This is a genomic window from Micromonospora sp. RP3T, from assembly GCF_003027925.1.
GTDB lineage: Bacteria > Actinomycetota > Actinomycetes > Mycobacteriales > Micromonosporaceae > Micromonospora.
Map to the genome: position 1 here is coordinate 107,180 of NZ_PYPS01000005.1, position 23,801 is coordinate 130,980.

Here is a 23,801-nt window from a genome sequence, read left to right on the forward strand (position 1 = left end):
GAACCTCGGACGGTTCCTGGTGGTCGGCTTGCCACGACGCGTCGGCATGGGTTCATTGGAGCCGATGTGCTCCAACGAGTCGAGCAGCCGACTGACCAGCTCACCGATCTTCGAACCGTTCTCCGGGGGGTGGCTGGTTATCGGACCCGACCTCGGGGCAAGTCGTGCAGTGACGACACGACGACGAGGGAGGTGCGATGGCCAGCGACGAGTCTTCCGCCCGCGAGGGGCGCGAGCGCACCGGGCCGGTGGGGCCGGACGACGGTCCGGACAGCCCGACCGACCTGACCGGTCCGGGCTGGGTGGCGACGCTCAAGCGGACCGTCCGGGAGTTCTCGGACGACAGCCTGACCGACTGGGCCGCCGCGCTCACCTACTACGGTGTGCTCTCGATCTTCCCCGGCGTGCTGGTGTTGATCTCCGTGCTCGGTCTGCTCGGCGAGCGGGCCACCAACGGCGTCCGGGACACGGTCGGCCAGGCGGTGCCGGAGGAGAACACCCGGAAGATCATCGAGAGCGCGATCGACCAGGCCGGCCAGTCCGGCGGGCTGGCGAGCATCGCGGCGGTGATCGGTCTGGTCGCCGCGTTCTGGTCGGCCTCCGGCTACGTCGCCGCGTTCATGCGCGCCTCGAACAGCATCTACGACGTGCCGGAGGGGCGGCCGATCTGGAAGACGCTGCCGATCCGGCTCGGGGTGACCGCGGTGATCGGCGTGATGCTGCTGATCAGCGCCGTGATCGTGGTGTTCACCGGCGGGCTGGCCGAGCAGGCCGGCAACGCCATCGGGCTCGGCTCCACCGCGGTCACGGTGTGGAACATCGCCAAGTGGCCGGTGCTGTTGATGCTGGTCAGCCTGATGTTCGCGATCCTCTACTGGGCCTCGCCGAACGCCCGGCACGGCGGCTTCCGCTGGGTCAGCCCGGGCGGGATCCTCGCCGTGGTGCTCTGGCTGGTGGTGTCCGGCCTGTTCGCGCTCTACGTGAGCAACTTCGGCTCGTACAACAAGACGTACGGCGCGGTGGCCGGCGTGATCATCTTCCTGGTCTGGCTCTGGCTGAGCAACGTGGCCATCCTGCTCGGCGCCGAGTTCGACGCCGAGCTGGAGCGCAGCCGCGCCATCGCCGCCGGTCTCCCCGAGGACAAGGAGCCCTACGTCGAGCTGCGCGACGACCGCAAGCTGCGGAAGAAGCGCAACGCGCCCGCACCACGCTGACCTCGAACGCCGCCGCCCCGCCCGGTCGAACCGGGCGGGGCGGCGCGTTTTCATGATCCGGAAGGCGCTTTTGTTCATACGGACAGAAGTTTTCGCCAAATGCGCTGAAGCTATGGACACGCGACCCGGAAGGCTCCTACTGTGTCGGACACAACACCTCGGCGTTGCGTCGATGTGAACGACTCCGATGCGGAGGTGACTGCCGGTGCGGACGGTCGATCCCCTGCACGTACGGCTCCTGCGACTGCTCCGGGACCAGGGCGCGATCTCCCGCGCCGAGCTCGGTGACCGCCTCCAGATGCCCCGCCCGCGGCTGCTCGCCGAGCTGGAGCGGCTGGTCTCCCTCGGCTACGTGGCCGAGGCCGGGCTGGCCGCCTCCCGGGGCGGACGCCGCTCCACCCTGGTCGAGCTGAGCCCGCACCTGCGCTTCGCCTCGGTCGACCTGGGCGCCAGCTCGATCGACGTCGAGGTGGTCAACGGCCGGCTGGAGCCGGTCACCGCGTACACCGAACCGGCCGACATCCGCTCCGGCCCGAAGGTGACCCTGCAACGGGTCAACGACCTGCTGCACAAGGCCAAGGTGGACGGCGCGTACGAGCGGCTCGACGCGATCGGCATCGGCGTGCCCGGCCCGGTGAGCTTCCGCGACGGGGTGCCGGTCTCGCCGCCGATCATGCCGGGCTGGGACCGCTTCCCGGTCCGCGAGCTGTTGACCCGCGAGCACGGCTGCCCGGCCGTGGTCGACAACGACGTCAACATCATGGCGATCGGCGAGCGGCACGGCGGCGTCGCCCACTCGGTCGACGACTTCCTCTTCATCAAGATCGGCACCGGCATCGGCTGCGGCATCTACCTGCACGGCGAGGTCTACCGGGGCACCGACGGCTGCGCCGGCGACATCGGCCACATCCAGGTCGACCCGAACGGCCCGATGTGCTCCTGCGGCAACCTCGGCTGCCTGGAGGCGGTGTTCAGCGGCGCGGCGCTGGCCCGGGAGGCGACCGCCGCGGCCCGCGCCGAGGTCTCACCGGCCCTGGTCGAGCGGCTCACCGCCCGGGGCGCGGTCACCGCGCTGGACGTGGCGCAGGGCGCGATCGAGGGCGACGTCACCTGCATCCAGCTCATCCGCGACGGCGGCCGGCGGGTCGGCAGCGTGCTGGCCGGGCTGGTCAGCTTCACCAACCCGTCCATGATCGTGATCGGCGGCGGGCTCGCCCAGCTCGGCCACATCCTGCTCGCCGAGATCCGCAGCGTGGTCTACCGCCGCTCGCTGCCACTGGCCACCGGCAACCTGCCGGTCGTCCTCTCCGAGCTGGGCCCGCGCGCCGGCGTCGCCGGCGCGGCCGTGCTCGCCAGCGACGTCGCGTTCGGGGAAGCCGCATGACGGGGCGCACCGAGCGGAGCGAGGGCCGTGAGGGCATGCCCGGCCAGCACCGCATGACGGGGCGAGAGGAGGTCGAGGTGAGCATGAAGGAGCCGCTGGTCGAGGCGCCCGCCGACGCCGTCGCGGGCGAGGTGGTGCTGCGCCTCACCGACGTGGTGAAGACGTTCCCCGGCGTACGCGCGCTGGACGGCGTGCAGTTGGAGGTGCGGGCCGGCGAGGTGCACTGCCTGCTGGGGCAGAACGGCGCCGGCAAGTCCACCCTGATCAAGGTGCTCGCCGGCGTACACCGGCCGGATTCCGGCGAGGTGGTGTGGCGCGGCGAACCGGCCGCGTTCGCCAATCCGCAGGCCGCCATGCGCGCCGGCATCGCCACCATCTACCAGGAACTCGACCTGGTCGACGACCTGTCGGTGGCGGAGAACGCGTTCCTCGGCCACGAGCCGCGCCGGCTCGGCTTCGTCAGGCGCGGGCACATGGCCCGGCGGACCCGGCAGATCCTGGCCCGGCTCGGCCACCCGGAGATCCCGCCCGGGCGGCTGGTGCGGCACCTGCCGGCGGCCGGCAAACAGATCGTCAGCATGGCCCGGGCGCTGTCCCACGAGGCCCGACTGATCATCATGGACGAGCCGAGCGCGGTGCTGGCCCACGACGAGGTGGGCAACCTGTTCCGGATCATCCGGGAACTCACCGCGCAGGGCATCGCGGTCATCTACATCTCGCACCGGATGGAGGAGATCCGCGAGATCGGCGACCGGGTGACCGTACTCAAGGACGGCCGGACCACGGCGGCGAGCCTGCCGGCCCGCGACACCCCGACCCGCGACCTGGTCGCCCGGATGACCGGGCGGACCATCGAGTACGTCTTCCCGCAGCGCCCGGCCGACGACGGGGCCGGCGCGGAGCTGCTCCGGGTGGACGGGCTGACCCGGCACGGCGAGTTCGCGGACGTCTCGCTCGGCGTGCGGGCCGGGGAGATCGTCGGGATCGCCGGGCTGGTCGGCTCCGGCCGCTCCGAGCTGATGGAGACCATCTTCGGCGCCCGCCGGGCGCACGCCGGGACGGTCCGGCTGGCCGGCAAGGCGCTGCGGCCCGGCAGCGTGGGCGCGGCGGTCCGGGCCGGCATGGGCATGGCCCCCGAGGAGCGCAAGAGTCAGGCGCTGCTGCTCGGCGAGCCGATCTACCGCAACGTCACGCTCGCCACGTTCGGCAGGTACGCCCGCCTGGGCTTCACCGACGTCGGACGGGAGCGGGCCGAGGCGGACCGGATCGCCGCCGCGCTGGAGCTGCGCCCCCGGGACGTCCGCCGGCCGGTGCGCACGCTGTCCGGCGGAAACCAGCAGAAGGTGGTGGTCGGCCGGTGGCTGCTCGGGGACACCCGGCTGCTGCTGCTCGACGAGCCGACCCGGGGCGTGGACGTGGGCGCCCGCGCCGAGCTGTACCAGGTGATCCGCGACCTGGCCGCCCGGGGCGTCGGGGTGCTGCTGGTCTCCAGCGAGGTGCCCGAGGTGCTGGGACTGGCCGACCGGGTGCTGGTGATGCGGGAGGGCCGGGTGGTCCGGGAGGCCCCGGCCGGCGAACTCGACGAGAACACCGTGCTCGACCTCGTGATGGCGGGGTCCCTCATGGAAGGCGCACCGGCATGAGCGATACCCACACCACGCTGCCCGCGCAGTCGCCGCCGGTGGACCGGGCGGAGACCGCCAAGGTCGACGCGCAGGCCCGGCTCTCCTGGTGGCGCGGCGACGGCGGGGAGGGGGCGAAGCGCAACCTCGGCCTGCTGGCCACGCTCGTGGTGCTGGTGGTCATCGGCATCCTGACCCGCCCCGACCTGTACGGCGACCCGAACTGGGTGTGGGGCAACACGCTCACCATCCTCAAGCTCGCCTCGGTGGTCGGCGTGGTCACCGTCGGCATGACCTTCGTGATCATCGGCGGCGGCATCGACCTGTCGGTCGGCGCGATCGTGGCGCTGGCCGGCGTCTGGTCCACCACGCTCGCCACCCAGAGCTACGGCGCCGGCGGCATGATCTTCAGCGCGCTCACCGTCGGGCTGGCCGTCGGCGTGGTCAACGGCCTGCTCATCTCGTACGGGCGGCTGGTGCCGTTCATCGCCACGCTGGCCATGCTGGTGGCCGCCCGAGGGCTGGCGGCGGAGATCTCCGACAAGCAGACCCAGGTCTCCACCAGCTCGTTCATCAACGGCATCGCCACCACCAACGTGCTCGGCATCCCGCTGCTGGTCTACATCCTGATCGCGGTGGTGGCGGCCGGATGGGTGCTGCTCAACCGGACCACGTTCGGCCGTCGCACGGTGGCGGTCGGCGGCAACCCGGAGGCGGCCCGGCTCGCCGGCATCAACGTACGCCGGCACACCGTGCTGCTCTACGCGCTCTCCGGCCTCTGCTGCGGCATCGCCGCGGTGATGCTGACCGCGCAGGCCACCTCCGCCCAGGCGGCGATGGCCAACCTCTACGAGCTGGACGCGATCGCCGCCGCGATCATCGGCGGCACGCTGCTCAGCGGCGGGCGGGGCACCATCATCGGCTCCCTGCTCGGGGTGATCATCTTCTCCACGATCACCAACCTGTTCGCCATCAACAACCTCTCCGCCGAGGCGCAGAACATGGTCAAGGGCGGCATCATCGTCGCCGCCGTCCTGGTCCAGCAGGTGCAGTTCCGCAGCCTGACCCAGTTCCTCGCCCGCAACCGGGCCACCACCACCTGACCCACCGCACCGCCAGGCCGCCGTCGCGCAGACGGTGGCCCGGCCCACCACACCCGAAACCACCCCCACCACCTCATCAGGAGGCCGTCATGCCCAGTGACCTGTCACGCCGTCGGTTGCTCTTCGGCGGGGCCGCCGTCTCCGCCGGGGTGCTGCTCGCCGGCTGCACGAGCAACGAGCAGTCCCCGACCGAGGCGCAGACCAAGGCCGCATCGACCGGCGGCGCCGCCGAACCGGGCAAGAAGGTGACCATCGGCTTCTCCGCCCCGGCCGCCGACCACGGCTGGATCGCCGCCATCACCAACAACGCCAAGGCGCAGGCCGGGGCGTACTCCGACGTGGAGCTGAAGTCGGTGGAGGCCGGCGCGGACGCGGCGGCCCAGCGGGCGGCGCTGTCCACGCTGATCTCCCAGAAGCCGGACGTGATCGTGCTGCTGCCGCACGACGGCAAGGAACTCAACGCGTTCGGCCTGGAGGCGATGAAGGCCGGTATCCCGGTGGTCAACCTGGACCGGGCGTTCCCCGACGCGCGGGCCTACCGGCTCCAGATCAAGGGCGACAACTACGGCATGGGGGTGGCCGCCGCCACCTACATCGCCGAGCAGCTCAAGGCGAAGGGCGTCAGCAACCCGGTGATCGGCGAGATCCCCGGCATCGAGTCGCTGGAGCTGACCCAGGAACGCTCCAAGGGCTTCGCCGACACGCTCGCCTCGTACGGGCTGAAGGTGGCCAACCGCCGGCCGGCCGAGTTCACAGTGGACTCCGGCCAGCAGGCCGCCACCGGGCTGTTCCAGGCACTGCCGAAGATCGACGCGGTCTGGAACCACGACGACGACCAGGGCATCGGCGTGCTCGCCGCCGTCACCCAGGCCAACCGCAAGGAGTTCTTCATGGTCGGCGGCGCCGGCTCGAAGAAGGCCATGGAGGACATCGCCGCCGACAACACGGTGCTGAAGGCCACCGTCACCTACAGCCCGTCGATGGCCTCCTCGGCCATCTCCCTGGCCCGGCTGATCGGGCAGGGCAAGGGCATGTCCGACCTGGTGGAACTCCAGGTACCGAAGGAGATCGTGCTCTCCTCCGAGACGATCACCAAGGAGAACTCGGGCGACTACCTGAAGCTCGGGTTCTGACACACACGGGGGGAGACCCAGCTTGTCCAGTCACGACAGCATCCTGCGGGTCGGCATGGTCGGCTACGCGTTCATGGGCGCCGCGCACTCGCAGGCGTGGCGCACCGTGAACCGCGTGTTCGACCTGCCGGCGCGGGTGCGGATGGCACTCGTCTGCGGCCGGGACGAACCGAAGGTGGCCGAGGCCGCCGACCGGCTCGGCTGGGACGGGTACACCACCGACTGGCGGCGACTCGTCGAGTCCGACGAGATCGACGTGGTGGACATCTGCACGCCGGGGGACAGCCACCGCGAGATCGCGCTCGCCGCGTTGGCCGCGGGCAAGCACGTGCTGTGCGAGAAGCCGCTTGCCAACACCGTCGCCGAGGCGCGGGAGATGACCGCCGCCGCGGCCCGGGCCCGGACGTCCGGGGTCCGCGCGATGTGCGGCTTCAACTACCGGCGGGTGCCCGCGGTCGCCCTGATGCGGCAGCTCGTCGCCGACGGGCGGCTCGGCGAGATCCGGCACGTCCGGGCGGTCTACCTCCAGGACTGGATCGTCGACCCGCAGTTCCCGCTGGTGTGGCGGTTGCAGAAGGACCGGGCGGGCTCCGGCGCGCTGGGTGACATCGGCGCGCACATCATCGACCTCACCCAGTACGTCACCGGGCAGCTCGTCACCGGCGTCAGCGCGCTCACCGAGACGTTCGTCAGGCAGCGGCCGTTGCCGGCCGGGTCGAGCGGCCTGGCCGCGCAGGCCGACGGCAACGGCCGGGGCATGGGCGAGGTCACCGTGGACGACGCGGCGGTCTTCGTGGCCCGGCTCGACGGCGGCGCGCTCGCCACGTACGAGGCGACCCGGTTCGCCACCGGCCGCAAGAACGCGTTGCGGGTCGAGATCAACGGCTCGCGCGGCAGCGTGGTGTTCGACCTGGAACGCCTCAACGAACTGGAGTTCCTGGACGCCACCCGGCCCGCCGCCGAGCAGGGCTTCAGCCGGATCCTGGTGACCGAGCCGGAGCACCCGTACCTGGACGCGTGGTGGCCGCCCGGCCACATCATCGGCTACGAGCACTCCTTCACGCACCAGATGCGCGACTTCGTCGAGGCGGTCGCCACCGCAACCGACCCGACCCCGTCGTTCGCCGACGCGTTGCAGGTGCAGCTCGTCCTGGACGCGGTCGAGCGCTCCGCCGCCACCGCCGCCTGGGTCGAGTGCAAGGAGGGGGCCCCGCTTAACGCCTCCGGTAGAGGAGGGGGCCCCGCTTAACACCCCGCCCAACCCGCGCGGCGCGGAAGCGCCGCCGACACCCTTCCGGCGCCGGCCGGCGAGGGCCCACCGCGGTTGCGCCCCGCGGCGGGCACGAGGCCGGCGTCGGGGAGCGTGCCACCGGAGTCCTCCGGGGGGGGGCACGACCAGCACGGCCCTCCGGTGCGGCCGGACCGGGATTCCCCGGCCGCACCGGTGGACCGGCACCGACCTGGGGAGGTAACGCGATGCGTACGGGTGTCTGGCTGGTGGGAGCACGTGGTTCGGTCGCGACCACGAGCGTGGTCGGGGCGCTCGCCCTACGGGCCGGGCTCACCGCACCGACCGGCTGCGTCACCGAACTGCCCGACCTGCGGGGTCCCGCGCTGCCGGGCCTCGCCGACCTCGTCTTCGGCGGCCACGACGTGGTCGCCACCCCGCTGACCAAACGCGCCGAGGCGCTCGCCGCCGCCGGCGTGCTGCCCGGCCGGCTCGCCGACGCCGTCGCGCCGGAGCTGGCCGACGTCGAGGCGGCGCTGCGACCCGTGCCGACCGAGGGCGACCCGGCCGCGCGGATCGCCGCCGTGGTCGACGACCTGACCGACTTCCGCCGCCGGTACGACCTGGACCGGGTGGTGGTGGTCAACGTGGCCGCCACCGAGCCGGCGCCCGCCCCGCACCCGGCCCACCACGACCTGACCGCGCTGCGCACCGCGCTCGACGTGCTGCCGGCCAGCTCCCGGTACGCGTACGCGGCGTTCACCGCCGGCTGCCCGTACGTCGACTTCACCCCGTCCACCGGGGCCCGGCTGCCGGCACTGGCCGCGTTGGCCGACGAGCGCGGCCTGCCGTACGCCGGGCACGACGGCAAGACCGGCGAGACGCTGCTCAAGTCGGTGCTCGCGCCGATGTTCGCGATGCGGCACCTGGCGGTGCGGTCCTGGTCCGGGACGAACCTGCTCGGCGGCGGCGACGGCGCGACGCTGGCCGAGCCGGCTGCCAACGCCGCCAAGGTGGGCAGCAAGCAGCGGGTGCTCGCCGAGACGCTCGGCTACCTGCCACAGGGCAGCACCCGGATCGACTACGTCGAGGAGCTGGGCGACTTCAAGACCGCCTGGGACCTGGTCACGTTCGCCGGCTTCCTGGGCACCGGGATGCGGATGGAGTTCACCTGGCACGGCTGCGACTCGGCGCTGGCCGCCCCGCTGGTGCTCGACCTGGCCCGGCTGACCGCCGCCGCGCACGCCGCCGGCCGCCGGGGCCCCCTCGCCGAGCTGGCGTTCTTCTTCAAGGATCCGCTCGGCGACACCGGCCACGCGCTCGGCGAGCAGTGGGCGGTGCTGCGCGACTTCGTGGCCGGCCTGCACGCGGAGGCGGCCCGGTGACCCGGCTCGCCGACCTGGCCGAGCTGGTCCGCGCGCCGGCCGCGCTCTCCGTGCCGGGGGACGTGCTGGCCGGCGCCGCGTCGGCCGGGACGCTCGGCCGGCGTACGCCCGCGTTGGCCGGCGCGTCGGTGCTGCTCTACTGGGCCGGGATGGCCGCCAACGACTGGGCGGACCGGCGGCTCGACGCGGTGGAGCGCCCGGAGCGGCCGATCCCGTCCGGCCGGGTCCGCCCGGCCGTCGCGCTCGGCCTGGCCGGCGGCCTGACCGCCGCCGGTCTCGCCGTCGCCACCGCCGCCGGGGGCCGGCAGGCGGGGACCGTCGCGGTTGGTCTGGCCGCCACCATCTGGGGGTACGACCTGAGCGCGAAGGACACCACGGCCGGTCCCGCCGTGATGGCCGCGTGCCGAGGGCTGGACGTCCTGCTCGGCGCGACCACGACTCCGACCGCCCGGGGACGCGCCGCAGGCGGCGACCGGTGGCCCGGCACCGGCTGCGGCCGGGGTGCCGGCGGGTCGGGCGGGAGCGTCGGGCCGGCGTTGCTGCGGGCGGTGCCGGCGGCGCTTACCGTCGCCGCGCACACCTGGACCGTCACCGCGCTGTCCCGCCGCGAGGTGACCGGGGCGACGGACCGGCGGTTGCCGGGCCTCACCCTGGCCGGCACCGCGCTGATCGCGCTCGCCGCCCCGGGCCGGCCGACCGTGTTAAGCGGGGCCCCCTCCTCTACCGAATGCGTTAAGAGGGGGCCCTTCCTTCGGCTCGGTGCGCTGGTGCCGGCGGTGCTCGCCGCGGGCTACGCCGTGCGGTACGGGCGGGCGCAGGCCCGGGTGCTCGCCGACCCGTCGCCGGCCCGGGTGCGCGCCGCGGTCGGCGCCGGCATCACCGGGCTGCCCGCGTTGCAGGGCGCGCTGACCGCCCGCGCCGGCGTCGGGCTGCTCGGCCTCGCGGTGGCCGCCGCCGCCCCGCTGGGCCGCCGCCTGGCCCGGCTGGTCTCGCCGACATGACCACCGTGACCCCGGCCGCCGCGCCCCGCCGGCCCGCGCCCGAGCCGGGCCGGCTGCGATTCGGGTACGGCACCAACGGCTTCGCCAACCACCGGCTCGACGACGCGCTCGCGGTGCTCGCCGACCTCGGCTACGTGGGTGTGGCGCTCACCCTGGACCACGACCACCTGGACCCGTTCGCCAGCGGGCTGGCCGGCCGGGTCGCCGCCGTACGCCGCCGGCTGGACGCGCTCGGGTTGGCCGTGGTGATCGAGACCGGCGCCCGCTACCTGCTCGACCCGTGGCACAAGCACGCCCCGACGCTGCTGCACGACGACAGCGCCCGCCGGATCGAGTTCCTCCGCCGGGCGGTCCGGATCGGCGCCGACCTGGGCGCGGAGGCGGTCTCCTGCTGGGCCGGCGTACGCCCGCCGGAGGTGCCGCCGTCGGTCGCGTGGGAGCGCCTGGTCGCCGGCTGCGCCACGGTCTGCGCCGAGGCGGCGGCGGCCGGCGTGCCGCTCGGCTTCGAACCCGAGCCGGGCATGCTGGTCGAGGACATCGCCGGCTGGCGGCGGCTGCGAGACGCGCTCGACGCGCCGCCCGGCTTCGGCCTCACGCTCGACATCGGACACTGCCGCTGCCTGGAGCCGCTGCCGGTGCCCGACTGCGTGGCGGCGGTCGCCGACCACCTGGTCAACGTCCAGATCGACGACATGCGCCGGGGCGTGCACGAGCACCTGGAGTTCGGCACCGGGGAGATCGACTTCCCGCCGGTGCTGGCCGCGCTGGCCGACGCCGGCTACCACGGGCTGGTCGCGGTGGAACTGCCCCGGCACTCGCACGCCGCCCCGACCGTCGCCGCCCGCTCACTCGACTTCCTGCGCGCCGCCGCCCGGCGCGGCGAGGGGCGGTGAGGCGACCACCATCCACCACCCGGCAGAGGGAGACGGCATGACACCCGACCGACTGCGCGCCGCGCTGCGGGGCGTACCCGATCCGCAGTGGCTGGACGCGGCGCGGCGCCGCGTCGCGACCGAACCCGCGGCGATCCCGCGCTACTTCGCCGCCGCCGCCCGGCGGTGCGGGCGCGGGCCGGTGCCCGACCCGCCCGGCTGGACGGTCGACGAGGCGGCCCGCGCGTCGCTGCTCACCGCGTTGCCCACCGGGCACGCCGGCGCGGCCGAGACGCTCTACCGGGAGGGCGACGCGGCGGAGAAACGGGCCGTGCTGCGGGCGCTGCCGCTGCTGCCGATCGGGGCGGAGTGCGTGCCGCTGCTGCACGACGCGATCCGCACCAACGACACCCGGCTGGTCGCCGCCGCGCTCGGCCCCTACGCCCGACACCTGGAACAGCCGGCCTGGCGGCAGGCGGTGCTCAAGTGCGTGTTCACCGGCGTGCCGCTGGCCGTGGTCGACAGCCTGACCGACCGGGCCGACGGTGAGCTGGCGCAGATGCTGGCCGCGTACGCCACCGAGCGGCACGCCGCCGGCCGGAGCATGCCCGCCGACGCCGCCGACCTGCTGGACCGGCTCACCATCCCCATCACGGAGGCGTGACATGCGCATCTTCGACCCGCACATCCACATGACGTCCCGGACCACCGACGACTACGAGCGGATGGCCGCCGCCGGGGTGCGCGCGGTGGTCGAGCCGTCGTTCTGGCTGGGCCAGCCGCGTACCAGCGTGGACAGTTTCGTCGACTACTTCGACTCGCTCGTCGGCTGGGAGCCGTTCCGGGCCGGGCAGTTCGGCGTCCGGCACCACGCCACAGTGGCACTGAACCCGAAGGAGGCCAACGACCCGCGCTGCCGGCCGGTGCTCGACGTGCTGCCGCGCTACCTGGACAAGGACGGCGTGGTCGCGGTCGGCGAGATCGGCTACGACGCGATGACCCCGGCCGAGGACGCCGCGTTCGCCGGTCAGCTCGCACTGGCCGTCGCCCACGACCTGCCCGCGCTGGTGCACACCCCGCATCGGGACAAGGCGCGCGGCGTCGAACGCACGCTCGCGGTGGTCGCCGAGTCGGGCATCGCCCCCGGGCGGGTGCTCGTCGACCACCTCAACGAGGTGACCGTGAAGCTGGTCCGGGACACCGGCTGCTGGCTGGGCTTCTCGATCTACCCGGAGACGAAGATGTCGCCGCCCCGGATGGTCGAGCTGCTGCGGACGTACGGGACGGAGCGGATCCTGGTCAACTCCGCCGCCGACTGGGGGCGTTCCGACCCGCTGCTGACCCGCGCCACCGGGGAGGCGATGCTGGCCGCCGGGTTCGACGTCGACGACGTGGACCGGGTGCTGTGGCGCAACCCGGTGGAGTTCTACGGCCAGTCCGGCCGGCTCGACCTCAGCGACGTGGACGCGCCCGCGCCCACGTTCGCCGGCAACTCGATCCGGCGCGGGGGCGAGTGATGCGGCTGCGGCACGCCGACGGCAGCACCGTCCATCTCGGCTACTGCACCAACGTCCACCCCGCCGAGAACCTGCCGGGCATCCTCGCCCAGCTCGACACGTACGCGGTCGCGGTACGCCGCGACCTCGACGCCGACCTGCTCGGGTTGGGACTGTGGCTGGCCGCCCCGGCCGCCGCCGCGCTCGCCGCCGACCCGGCCGCCCGGCGCCGGCTGCGTCACGAGCTGACCGTACGCGGGCTGGAGGTGGTCACGCTCAACGGTTTCCCGTACGCGGCGTTCCACGCCCCGGTGGTCAAGGGCGCGGTGTACCACCCGAACTGGACCACCCCGGCGCGGCTGGCGTACACGCTGGACCTGGCCCGGGTGCTGGCCGACCTGCTGCCCGACGACGCGGCGCGCGGTTCGATCTCCACCCTGCCGGTGGCCTGGCGAACGCCGTGGGACGCCGGCCGGGCCGAGTCGGCGCGGCGGATGCTCGACGCGCTCGCCGCCGGGCTGGCCGCCGTGCAGCGGGACACCGGCCGGGTGGTCCGGGTCGGCTTCGAGCCGGAACCGGGATGTCTGGTGGAGTCCACGGGACAGGCCCGCACGGTATTGTCAGCCATGGATACCGAGCGGCTCGGGATCTGCCTGGACCTGGCGCACCTGGCGTGCGCCTGGGAGGCGCCGGCCGACGCGCTGGCCGGGCTGCGCGACGCCGGCCTGCCGGTGGTCAAGGTGCAGGTCTCCGCCGCCGTCGAGGCCCCCGACCCGGCCGGCGCGACCGATGCGCTACGCCGCTTCGTCGAGCCACGGTTCCTGCACCAGACCCGCGCGGCGGGCTGCGCCGACGCCCCCGATCCGGCCGACCCGGCGTACGCCGCCGACGACCTGGGCGCGGCACTGGACGCGCGGCTGCCCGGGGCGTGGCGGGTGCACTACCACGTGCCGCTGCACGCCCCACCTGAGCCGCCGCTGCGTTCCACGGTGCCGGTGCTGCGGGCCGCGCTCGCCGCGCTGTTCGCCGGTCCGGCCGCCGGCTGCGACCACCTCGACGTGGAGACGTACACCTGGGGGGTGCTGCCGGTGGCGCGGCGGCCGCGCGGCGACGCGGAGCTGGCCGCCGGCATCGCCGCCGAACTGGCCTTCGCCCGCGACGAGCTGACCAACCTGGGGCTGGCCACGGTGGCGGGGGTGCCCTCGTGAGCCGCCGGCTGGTGGTGCTCGACGTGGTCGGGCTGACGCCGCGTCTGCTGGCGCACATGCCCCGGCTGCGCGCGGTGGCCGAGGCCGGCTTCGTCGCCGAGCTGGGCACCGTGCTGCCGGCGGTGACCTGTTCGGCGCAGGCCACGTTCCTGACCGGTGAGCCGCCCGCCGGGCACGGCGTGGTGGGCAACGGCTGGTATTTCCGGGACCTCGGCGAGGTGCTGCTCTGGCGGCAGCACCACGCGCTGGTCGGTGGCGAGAAGGTGTGGCAGGCGGCGCGCCGGGTCGAGCCGGGCTACCGGGTCGCCAACGTCTGCTGGTGGTACGCCATGGGCGCGGACGTCGACTGGACGGTCACGCCGCGCCCGGTCTACCACGCCGACGGGCGCAAGGAGCCGGACTGCTGGACCGACCCGCCGGAGCTGCACGACACGCTGACCGACGCGCTCGGCACGTTCCCGCTGTTCAGCTACTGGGGGCCGGGCGCGGGGCTGCCGTCGTCGGCGTGGATCAGCCGGGCCGCGCAGCGGATCCTGGCCGACCACGCCCCCGACCTGACCCTGGTCTACCTGCCGCACCTCGACTACGACCTGCAACGCTTCGGGCCGTCCGCGCCGCAGGCCGCCGCCGCGGCGGCGGAGCTGGACGCGGTGCTCGGGCCGCTGCTGGACGCGGCGTGGGAGCGTGAAGCGACAGTGGTGGCGCTCTCCGAGTACGGCATCACCGACGTCTCGCGCCCGGTGGACGTGAACCGGATGCTGCGCGCCGAAGGGCTGCTGCGCGTCTACACGCAGGCCGGCATGGAATACCTGGACCCGTGGACGTCACCGGCCTTCGCGGTGGCCGACCACCAGGTGGCGCACGTCTACGTGCGGGACCCGGCGGACGTGCCGGCGGTGGCGAAGCGCTGTGCCGCGCTGCCCGGCGTCGCCGAGGTGCTGGACGCGGCCGGGCAGGCCGGGTACGGGTTGGCCCATCCCCGCGCCGGTGAGCTGGTGCTGGTGGCCGAGCCGGACGCCTGGTTCACCTACTACTACTGGCTGGACGACGCGCGGGCGCCGGACTTCGCCCGGCTGGTCGAGATCCACCGCAAGCCCGGCTACGACCCGGCGGAGCTGTTCTTCGACCCGCTCGCCCCGGGTGCCGCGAAGCGCCGGGCGGCGGTGGCGTTGGCCCGCAAGAAGCTGGGGATGCGCTACCTGATGAGCGTGGTCGGGCTGGACGCCGGTGCGCGGGCGGTGCGCGGCTCGCACGGCCGGCTGCCCGCCGACCCGGCGGACGGGCCGGTGCTGCTCTGCTCCGACCCGGCCGCGGCCCGCTCCCGGGTCGCGGCGACCGAGGTGAAGGCGCTGCTACTCCACCTCGCCGGACTAACTTTTGTCGACACGCGTCAAAAGTAGTTTCTGATCGATCAGAAGCTATGGACAGGTCGATCGAAAGGTCCTAATGTCGTGGCCAGCACAACGCTCCCCCTTTCGGCATCCGGCGCGACGCGCGCCCGGTCCTGGCTGCGCGCGTCAGGAAGGACTGCACGGCATGTCCAGCCACCCCCACCACCACCCTCGGGCCCGACGACGGCTCGCCGCCGGCGCGGCGCTGCTGCTCGCGATCACCGCCGGCACCGTCACGCTGGCCACGACGCCCGTCCCGGCGTCCGCCCACCCCATCTCGGCGAGCGACTTCCAGCAGGTCGAACTCGCCCGCGGCGTCGCCGAGACCGGCGAGCCGATCTCCCTCGCGGTGCTGCCCGACCGGTCGGTCCTGCACACCGCCCGCAACGGCACGCTGCGCCGCACCGACGCGGCCGGCGTCACCACCGTCATCGGCACGCTGCCGGTCTACACCCACGACGAGGAGGGGTTGCAGGGCGTCGGCGTCGACCCCGGCTTCACCACCAACCGGCACATCTATCTCTACTACGCGCCGCCGCTGTCCACCCCGGCCGGGGACGCGCCGGCCACCGGCACCGACTTCTCCGCCTGGCAGGGCGTCAACCGGCTCTCCCGGTTCACGCTCAACGCCGACTTCACGCTCAACCAGACCAGCAAGGTCGACGTGCTCGACGTGCCGGCTGACCGTGGACTCTGCTGCCACGTCGGCGGCGACATCGACTTCGACGCCGCCGGCAACCTCTACCTCTCCACCGGAGACGACACCAACCCGTTCGACTCCGCCGGCTACGCCCCGATCGACGAGCGGACCAACCGCAACCCCGGGTACGACGCGCAACGCAGCGCCGGCAACACCAACGACCTGCGCGGCAAGATCCTCCGCATCAAGGTCAACGCCAACGGCACGTACTCGATCCCGAGCGGCAACCTCTTCGCCCCCGGCACCGCGAAGACCCGCCCGGAGATCTACGCCATGGGCTTCCGCAACCCGTTCCGGATGAGCGTCGACAAGGCCACCGGCGTCGTCTACGTCGGCGACTACGGGCCGGACGCCGGCACCACCTCGGCGCGCGGCCCGTCCGGGCAGGTCGAGTTCGACCGGGTCACCGGGCCGGGCAACTACGGCTGGCCGTACTGCACCGGCACCAACACGGCCGCCGAGACGTACGCCGAGTGGGACTTCGCCACCGGCACCGCCGGCGCGAAGTTCAACTGCACCGGCGGCCCGACCAACAACTCGTTCCGCAACACCGGCCTGACCACGCTGCCGGCCGCCAAGCCGGCCTGGATCCGCTACGCCGGCGACGCCGGCAGCCCGCCCGAGTTCGGCGGCGGCTCCGAATCGCCGATGGGCGGACCGGTCTACCGGTACGACGCGGCGAACCCGTCCACCACCAAGTTCCCGCAGTCCTTCGACGGGCAGTTCTTCGCCACCGAGTTCGGCCGAGGCTGGATCAAGCCGATCCACGTCAACGCGGACGGCTCACCCGGCACCATCGACGCGTTCCCGTGGACCGGCAAGCAGGTGATGGACTCCGCGTTCGGCCCGGACGGCGCCTACTACGTGCTCGACTACGGCACCGGCTACTTCAACGGGGACGCCAACTCGGCGTTGTACCGCTTCGACTACCTGGGCGGCGGCAACCGCGCCCCGGTAGCCCGCGCCGCCGCCGACAAGACCTCCGGCACCGCGCCGCTGACCGTGGCGTTCTCCTCGGCCGGCTCGTCCGACCCGGAGAGCGGCGCGCTGACGTACGCCTGGGCGTTCGGTGACGGTGGCACCTCCACGGCGGCCAACCCGTCGCACACCTACACCGCGAACGGCCGCTACACCGCCACGCTGACCGTCCGCGACCCGCAGGGCGCCACCGGCACCGCCAGCGTCACGATCACCGTGGGCAACACCGCGCCGACAGTGGTCATCGAGACGCCCGGCAACGGCAAGCTGTTCTCCTTCGGCGACACGGTGCCGTTCCGGATCACCGTCACCGACCCGGAGGACGGCACGATCGACTGCACCAAGGTCAAGATGACCTACGTGCTCGGGCACGACCAGCACGGCCACCAGATCACCTCGGCCACCGGCTGCACCGGCACGATCGCCATCCCGGTCGACGGCGAGCACGACGACGCGGCGAACATCTTCGCCATCTTCGACGCCGAGTACACCGACGCCGGCGGCCTCACCACGCACACCCAGCACACGCTCCAGCCCCGGCACCGGCAGGCCGAGCACTTCAGGACCTCGTCCGGGATCAACACGTTCGACAAGGGCACCGCCGAGGGCGGCAAGACCGTCGGCGACATCAACAACGGCGACTGGATCGCGTTCCAGCCGTACCTGCTCGCCGACGCCACCGGCTTCACCGCCCGGGTCTCCTCGGCCGGCGCGGGCGGCACGCTCCAGGTGCGGGCCGGCTCCGCCACCGGCACCGTGCTCGGCTCGGCCACCGTCCCGGTCACCGGCGCCTGGGACTCGTTCACCACGGTCACCGGCGCCATCACCAACCCGCCGGCCGGCACCACCACGCTCTACCTCACGTTCGCCGGCGGCACCGGGGCGCTCTACGACCTGGACGCGTTCACGTTCACCACGTCGAGCGTGCGCACCGGCCCGGTGAAGGGCCTGGCCGGCAAGTGCCTCGACGTGCGCAACGCGGCCACCGCCGACGGCACCCAGATCCAGCTCTACACCTGCAACGGTACCGCCGCGCAGTCCTGGACCGTGACGCCGAACTCGACGGTCAAGGCGTACGGCAAGTGCCTGGACGTCGCCGGTGGCGCCAGCGCCGACGGCACGAAGATCCAGCTCTACACGTGCAACGGCAGCGGCGCGCAGAACTGGTCGGCGCAGGCCGACGGCACGGTCCGCAACCCGCAGTCCGGCAAGTGCCTGGACGTGTCCGGCAACAACTCGGCCGACAGCACGCCGGTGCACCTGTGGACCTGCACGGGCGCGGCCAACCAGAAGTGGACGCTGCCGTGAGGTGGGAAGGAAGAACGCCGATGAGACTCCTCCGTATCGCGCTGGTGGCGGTGACCGCCATGGCCGCCACCAGCGTCGCCACCCCGGCGAGCGCCGCCGACGCCCCGTACGACGTGCTGGTCTTCTCCAAGACCGCCGGCTTCCGGCACGACTCCATCGCGGTCGGCACGCAGACCGTCCGCGACCTGGGCGCGGCGAACAACTTCACCGTCACCGCGACCGAGGACGCGGCCCAGTTCACCACCGCCAACCTGGCCCGCTTCGAGGCGGTGATCTTCCTCAACACCACCGGCGACGTGCTCAACGCGACCCAGCAGGCCGCGTTCGAGTCGTACATCGGCGGTGGCGGCGGGTACGTCGGCGTGCACTCCGCCGCCGACACCGAGTACGACTGGCCGTTCTACGGCAACCTGGTCGGCGCCTGGTTCGCGTCCCACCCGGCGATCCAGCCGGCCACCGTCAAGGTGGAGGACCGGGCGCACGCCGCCACCGCGCACCTGCCGCAGCGGTGGAACCGCACCGACGAGTGGTACGACTACCGCACCAACGCGCGCTCCACCGCGCACGTGCTGGCCAGCCTCGACGAGTCCACGTACTCCGGGGGCTCGATGGGCGGCGACCACCCGCACGCCTGGTGCAAGACGTACAGCGGCGGCCGGTCGTTCTACACCGGCGGCGGGCACACCCAGGCGTCGTACGCCGACGCGGCGTTCCGGGCGCACCTGCTCGGCGGCATCCGCTACGCCGCCGGCCGCACGAAGGCCGACTGCCGGCCGGAGACCGGCTACACCGCGCTCTACGACGGCGGCACCACCGGCTGGTCCCAGGCCGGGCCGGGCAGCTTCACCAACAGCGACGCCACGCTCACCTCGGTCGGCGGCATGGGTCTCTACTGGTACAGCGCGAAGCAGTTCACGAACTACTCGCTCAAGCTGGACTGGCGGCTGGCCGGCGACGACAACTCCGGCGTGTTCGTCGGCTTCCCACCGTCGAGCGACCCGAACTCGGCGGTGAACAACGGCTACGAGGTGCAGATCGACCCCACCGACTCGGCGGACAAGACCACCGGGGCGATCTACGGCTTCAAGTCCGCCGACCTGGCCGCGCGGGACGCGGCGCTGAACCCGGCGGGGGAGTGGAACACCTACGAGATCCTGGTCGAGGGCGAGCGGTTGCAGGTCTTCCTCAACGGCGTGCGCGTCAACGACTTCACCAACACCGACCCGGTCCGGTCGCTCGCCGGGCACGTCGGCATCCAGAACCACGGCACCGGCGACGACGCGTCGTTCCGCAACATCCGGATCAAGGAACTGGGTGGCACCCCGCCGCCGGGCGGCACCACCACCGTCCAGGCCGAGGCGTTCAGCTCGGCCAGCGGCGTCAGCGCGTTCGCCAAGGCCGGCGCCAACGGCGGGCAGACCCTCGGGTACGTCGACCCGGGCGACTGGGCCGCGTACCAGAACCTGGACCTGACCGGCGTGACCTCGCTGCGGGCCCGGGTGGTCTCCGGCGGGCCCGGCGGCACCATCGGCGTGCGCACCGGCTCGCCGACCGGCCCGCTGCTCGGCCAGGTGGCGGTGCCGAACACCGGGAGCTGGACCACGTTCGCCGACGTCACCACCGCGCTGAGCGGGGTGCCGTCAGGAACGCAGACGGTGTACCTGACGTTCACCGGCAGCGGTTCCGGGCTGTTCGACGTGGACGACTTCACGCTGGTGCGGGGCGGCGGCACGGCCGGCACCGGCCCGGTGAAGGGCCTGGCCGGCAAGTGCCTGGACGTGCGCAACGCGGCCACCGCCGACGGCACCCAGATCCAGCTCTACACCTGCAACTCCTCCACGGCGCAGACGTGGACGGTGACCCCGAACGGGCCGGTGAAGGCGTTGGGCAAGTGCCTGGACGTCGCCGGCGGCGGCAGCGCCGACGGCACGAAGATCCAGCTCTACACGTGCAACGGCAGCGGCGCGCAGAACTGGTCGGCGCGGACCGACGGCACGGTCCGCAACCCGCAGTCCGGCAAGTGTCTGGACGTGTCCGGCAACAACTCGGTCGACGGCACGCCGGTGCACCTGTGGACCTGCACCGGGGCCGCCAACCAGCGCTGGACCCTGCCGTGAGGTAGGCCATAGAGTGGGGACGGCGACCGCGAGGTGGCCGGTGACCCGTCGGGAGGCGCAACCCGTCGGGCGCAGACGCTCACGCGTCCACCGGTGCCGGCCGTCGCCGTCCCCCCGGTCGCCCTCGCCCCGGCCCGCAACGGAATCCCCCATCACGACAGGGGAGAACGACAATGGCGCGACCCATCACGCTCTTCACCGGCCAGTGGGCCGACCTTCCGTTCGACGAGGTCTGCCGGCTCGCCGCCGAGTGGGGCTACGACGGCCTGGAGATCGCCTGCTGGGGTGACCACTTCGAGGTCGACAAGGCGCTCGCCGACGACTCGTACGTCGAGCGGAAGCGGGACACGCTCGCCAAGCACAACCTCCAGGTCTTCACCATCTCCAACCACCTGGTCGGGCAGGCGGTCTGCGACCACCCGATCGACGAGCGGCACCAGGACATCCTGCCGGCCCGGATCTGGGGCGACGGCGAGCCGGAAGGGGTGCGCCGCCGCGCCGCCGAGGAGATGAAGGACACCGCGCGGGCCGCGGCGAAGCTCGGCGTACGCACCGTGGTCGGCTTCACCGGCTCGTCCATCTGGCACACGCTGGCGATGTTCCCGCCGGTGCCGCCCGCCATGATCGAGCGCGGCTACCAGGACTTCGCCGACCGGTGGAACCCGATCCTGGACGTCTTCGACGAGGTGGGCGTGCGCTTCGCGCACGAGGTGCACCCCAGCGAGATCGCGTACGACTACTGGACCACGAAGCGCACGCTGGAGGCGATCGGGCACCGGCCGGCGTTCGGGCTCAACTGGGACCCGTCGCACTTCGTCTGGCAGGAACTGGACCCGGTGAACTTCATCTTCGACTTCGCCGACCGGATCTACCACGTGGACTGCAAGGACGCGAAGGTCCGCACCGGCGACGGCCGGCGTGGCCGGCTCGCCTCCCACCTGCCCTGGGCCGACCTGCGGCGCGGCTGGGACTTCGTCTCCACGGGCCACGGCGACGTCCCGTGGGAGGACTGCTTCCGGGCGTTGAACGCGATCGGCTACGACGGCCCGATCTCGATCGAGTGGGAGGACGCCGGCATGGACCGCCTGGTCGGCGCGCCGGAGGCGCTCCAGTTCGTCCGCCGCCTCGCCTTCGACGCCCCCACCGCCGCCTTCGACGCCGCCTTCAGCAGCCGCGACTGACCCCTGGGCCCGGCCGACGTGCCCCTCCGGCACGTCGGCCGCGGCAGCCCGGGGCGCGGCCCCGGGGCATTCCTCGCGGCGCCTACGAACTTGATGGCACAGACGAGTCGCCAACCGCCACGCCCTACCCGCCCGCCGCCCTGGGCCTACTCGCCCGGCGGTTGCCGTAGCTCCCTGGTCCGGTGGTTGTCGCGGCCCCGCTGGGGCCGCCGCCGGCCGCCCGGGTCCCGCTGGTCCGGCCGCTGCCGTTGCCCCTGGCCTGCCCTGTCGTCGTGACCCACCTGCGCCATCAAGTTCGTAGGACGCGAGAGGTAAATGAGCGGCGTCGCACCGCTGTTCGCGCCAGCGGGCCGACGCAGGGAACGGGCTGCTGCAACGAGCCGCTGACGCGGTGGCGCTCGGGGTCAACGGGTGGTGAAGACCTGGTCGCTGATGAGGCGGGCGGCGCCGATCAGGGCGGCGGTGGGGGCGTCGAGGTCGGGCAGGACGATCGGCATGCTGCCGGTGGCCAGCGGCGTGGAGCGGCGGTAGACCACGCCCCGGATCTCGGCGAGCAGGACCGGCCCGATGCCGGGCGCCGCGCCGCCGATGATGACGATGGCCGGGTTGACGAAGCTGACCAGCCCGACCAGCACCTGCCCGAGCCGACGGGCGGCGTCCCGGACCAGCGTCTGCGCCGCCGGATCGCCAGCGGTCGCCGCCGCGGCCACGTCCACCACCGTCAGCGCGCCGGTCGCCGCGAGCCGCTCCGCCAGCACCGTCGAGCGCCCGGCCCGCGCGGCCGTCACCGCCTCCCGGACCAGCGCGGCATCCCCGCAGTACGCCTCGACGCAGCCGGTGTTGCCGCAGGCGCAGAGCGGCCCGTCCTCGGTCAGCTGGAGATGCCCGATGTCGCCGGCGCCGCTTGTCGCGCCCCGGTGGAGCGAGCCGCCGAGCACCAGCCCGCAGCCGATCGCGTCGCCGAGCTTGACGTACAGGAAGTCGTCGAACGGGCGGCCGGTGCCGGCGTGCGACTCGCCGAGCGCCATCGCGTTCGCGTCGTTGTCGACGTGCACCGGGCAGCCCAGCTCGGCGGCGAGCGTGTCGCGTACCGGGAACCGGTGCCAGCCGGGCAGCGCGGGCGGGGAGACGGGCGTGCCGTCGCTGACCGCCACCGGCGCGGGCAGCGCCACCCGGACGCCGGTCAGCCGGGTCAGCCCGGCCTCGGCCCGCAGCTTGCCGAGCAGCTCGACCGTCCGGCCGACCACCGCCTCGGGGCCGAGCCGCACGTCGACCGGCTCATCGATCCGGGTAAGCGGGTTCAGCTCACCGTCGGTGAGCGCGACCCGCAGCCGGCCGTCGCCGACGAGCACCGCGCCGAAGCGCACCTGCGCGCCCACCCGCAGCAGCGACGAGCGGCGACCACCCCGGGACGCGGCCGGCCCGGCGGTCTCCACCAGGCCCTGCGCGGCCAGCCGGTCCGCCTCGGCGGCGAAGCGCGCCCGGGGCAGGCCGAGGACGTCGACCAGCTCGACCCGGGACCGGGGGCCGTCGTCGCGCAGCAGTCGCAGCAGCCGCGCCTGGTCCGCGGTCTCCGGTCCGACCATCGTCATGTGATCGTCCACCTCCCCACCGGAGAATCTGCCACACCGGCGTCACGGCGGCGTGACGTGTGGGGGGAGGACACACGGGAGCGGGCCGGTCACCCGAGGGTGAGCCGGCCCGCTGTCCGGGTCTGTCAGAGGGTGCTGCTCGTGCCGTTGGGCTTGGTGCTCGTGCCGGTCGTGGTCGAACCGGTCACGCCGGTCGAGCCAGTGCCGGTGGTGCCGGCCTTGCTGCCCACCGCGGCCGGCGTGCCGGCGAACGGCTTGTCGGCGTCGCTCAGCCCCGGCTTGCTGCCGTTGCCGGTCGAGATCTTCTCGCCGATCTTGGTCTGGCCGAGCTTGTCCTTGCCCTCGGAGTAGAGCCGGGTCGCCTGAGCCTGCGCGACGCCGGCCGCCTCCTGGACGGTCGGGTGGTCGAGCACCTTACGCCCGCGGACCACCAACTCCTCGTACTTCTCGCGGCCGGCACGGGCGCCCAGGACGAACCCCGCTGCCAGCCCGCCAAGAAACATGATCTTTCCGCGCATGGCGGCTCCTTCCGTCCCTGAACTCTGTTGGTGGCTAACTACCCATCCTCCTCTCGGCTCATGCCTCCCTGTGCCGAGATGACGATTTATCCCGATTCTGCGCCGCCGGCAAACCCCCTGGCGCGTCACCCCCCGATGTCCTGTATTCTTTTCCCGTCGCACGGCGCGGGGAAGATCCGAGCCGAGCGGTGCACGGTCCCCTGTAGCTCAATTGGCAGAGCAGCCGGCTGTTAACCGGCAGGTTATTGGTTCGAGTCCAATCGGGGGAGCTTCGCTCTACCGCACGCCCGTCGGCCACGCCGACGGGCGTTTCTCATTGCCGGCTCCCGTGCGGCCGCCCGGTTTCCGCCCGCGAACGCCGTTTCGGGCG

General features: G+C 73.2%; 18 protein-coding genes and 1 tRNA gene. 17 read left to right on the forward strand and 2 right to left on the reverse strand.

Going from position 1 to position 23,801, the window contains the following annotated elements; translation table 11 throughout:
• The first annotated feature begins 197 nt into the window (after positions 1 to 197).
• The 16 genes from C8054_RS06235 to C8054_RS06310 all read left to right on the forward strand — a co-directional run bounded on the left by C8054_RS06235 (position 198) and on the right by C8054_RS06310 (position 21,321).
• On the forward strand, positions 198 to 1,214 hold the full coding sequence (locus C8054_RS06235) for a YihY/virulence factor BrkB family protein (protein ID WP_107155760.1): 1,017 nt from the start codon (positions 198 to 200) through the stop codon (positions 1,212 to 1,214).
• A 205-nt stretch (positions 1,215 to 1,419) separates the two neighbouring features.
• The gene (locus tag C8054_RS06240) at positions 1,420 to 2,598 is read left to right on the forward strand and encodes an ROK family protein (RefSeq protein WP_107155761.1); all 1,179 of its coding nucleotides are present in this window, start codon (positions 1,420 to 1,422) and stop codon (positions 2,596 to 2,598) included.
• A gap of 83 nt (positions 2,599 to 2,681) precedes the next feature.
• Positions 2,682 to 4,241: a sugar ABC transporter ATP-binding protein gene (locus C8054_RS06245; protein WP_107155890.1), complete on the forward strand. Its 1,560-nt coding sequence runs from the start codon at positions 2,682 to 2,684 to the stop codon at positions 4,239 to 4,241.
• Positions 4,238 to 5,323, forward strand: coding sequence for an ABC transporter permease (locus C8054_RS06250; protein WP_107155762.1), 1,086 nt, complete (start codon positions 4,238 to 4,240; stop codon positions 5,321 to 5,323). The genes C8054_RS06245 and C8054_RS06250 overlap by 4 nt, the downstream gene beginning before the upstream one ends.
• Before the next feature lie 89 nt (positions 5,324 to 5,412).
• Complete coding sequence (locus C8054_RS06255) at positions 5,413 to 6,456, forward strand: substrate-binding domain-containing protein (RefSeq protein ID WP_107155763.1); 1,044 nt, start codon at positions 5,413 to 5,415, stop codon at positions 6,454 to 6,456.
• Between the two features lie 22 nt (positions 6,457 to 6,478).
• On the forward strand, positions 6,479 to 7,705 hold the full coding sequence (locus tag C8054_RS06260; RefSeq protein ID WP_107155764.1) for a Gfo/Idh/MocA family protein: 1,227 nt from the start codon (positions 6,479 to 6,481) through the stop codon (positions 7,703 to 7,705).
• Between the two features lie 227 nt (positions 7,706 to 7,932).
• On the forward strand, positions 7,933 to 9,069 hold the full coding sequence (locus C8054_RS06265; protein ID WP_107155765.1) for an inositol-3-phosphate synthase: 1,137 nt from the start codon (positions 7,933 to 7,935) through the stop codon (positions 9,067 to 9,069).
• Positions 9,066 to 10,070: an SCO3242 family prenyltransferase gene (locus C8054_RS06270; protein WP_107155766.1), complete on the forward strand. Its 1,005-nt coding sequence runs from the start codon at positions 9,066 to 9,068 to the stop codon at positions 10,068 to 10,070. Before C8054_RS06265 ends, C8054_RS06270 begins: the two co-directional genes overlap by 4 nt.
• Complete coding sequence (locus C8054_RS06275; RefSeq protein WP_107155767.1) at positions 10,067 to 10,963, forward strand: sugar phosphate isomerase/epimerase; 897 nt, start codon at positions 10,067 to 10,069, stop codon at positions 10,961 to 10,963. Before C8054_RS06270 ends, C8054_RS06275 begins: the two co-directional genes overlap by 4 nt.
• Before the next feature lie 37 nt (positions 10,964 to 11,000).
• On the forward strand, positions 11,001 to 11,606 hold the full coding sequence (locus C8054_RS06280) for an EboA domain-containing protein (protein WP_107155768.1): 606 nt from the start codon (positions 11,001 to 11,003) through the stop codon (positions 11,604 to 11,606).
• 1 nt (position 11,607) lies between these two features.
• Positions 11,608 to 12,459, forward strand: coding sequence for a TatD family hydrolase (locus C8054_RS06285; RefSeq protein WP_107155769.1), 852 nt, complete (start codon positions 11,608 to 11,610; stop codon positions 12,457 to 12,459).
• Positions 12,459 to 13,646 (forward strand): metabolite traffic protein EboE, encoded by a 1,188-nt coding sequence (gene eboE, locus C8054_RS06290; protein ID WP_107155770.1) that lies wholly within the window; start codon positions 12,459 to 12,461, stop codon positions 13,644 to 13,646. Before C8054_RS06285 ends, eboE begins: the two co-directional genes overlap by 1 nt.
• Entirely contained in the window at positions 13,643 to 15,046 is a 1,404-nt protein-coding gene (locus C8054_RS06295) for an alkaline phosphatase family protein (RefSeq protein ID WP_107155771.1), read from the forward strand. Before eboE ends, C8054_RS06295 begins: the two co-directional genes overlap by 4 nt.
• Positions 15,047 to 15,182: 136 nt before the next feature.
• Positions 15,183 to 18,023, forward strand: coding sequence for an RICIN domain-containing protein (locus C8054_RS06300; RefSeq protein ID WP_107155772.1), 2,841 nt, complete (start codon positions 15,183 to 15,185; stop codon positions 18,021 to 18,023).
• Between the two features lie 20 nt (positions 18,024 to 18,043).
• The gene (locus tag C8054_RS06305; protein WP_107155773.1) at positions 18,044 to 20,140 is read left to right on the forward strand and encodes a ThuA domain-containing protein; all 2,097 of its coding nucleotides are present in this window, start codon (positions 18,044 to 18,046) and stop codon (positions 20,138 to 20,140) included.
• Between the two features lie 173 nt (positions 20,141 to 20,313).
• Positions 20,314 to 21,321, forward strand: a complete 1,008-nt coding sequence (locus tag C8054_RS06310) for a sugar phosphate isomerase/epimerase (RefSeq protein WP_107155774.1) — start codon at positions 20,314 to 20,316, stop codon at positions 21,319 to 21,321.
• A 404-nt stretch (positions 21,322 to 21,725) separates the two neighbouring features.
• Here C8054_RS06310 and C8054_RS06315 read toward each other — a convergent pair whose 3' ends face one another.
• Together C8054_RS06315 and C8054_RS06320 are read right to left on the reverse strand one after the other, a co-directional pair.
• Entirely contained in the window at positions 21,726 to 22,913 is a 1,188-nt protein-coding gene (locus C8054_RS06315) for an ROK family transcriptional regulator (protein WP_107155775.1), read from the reverse strand.
• A gap of 125 nt (positions 22,914 to 23,038) precedes the next feature.
• Positions 23,039 to 23,431, reverse strand: coding sequence for a hypothetical protein (locus tag C8054_RS06320; protein ID WP_107155776.1), 393 nt, complete (start codon positions 23,429 to 23,431; stop codon positions 23,039 to 23,041).
• A 196-nt stretch (positions 23,432 to 23,627) separates the two neighbouring features.
• Here C8054_RS06320 and C8054_RS06325 point away from each other — a divergent pair.
• A tRNA-Asn gene (locus C8054_RS06325) sits at positions 23,628 to 23,700 on the forward strand.
• Positions 23,701 to 23,801: the final 101 nt, after the last annotated feature.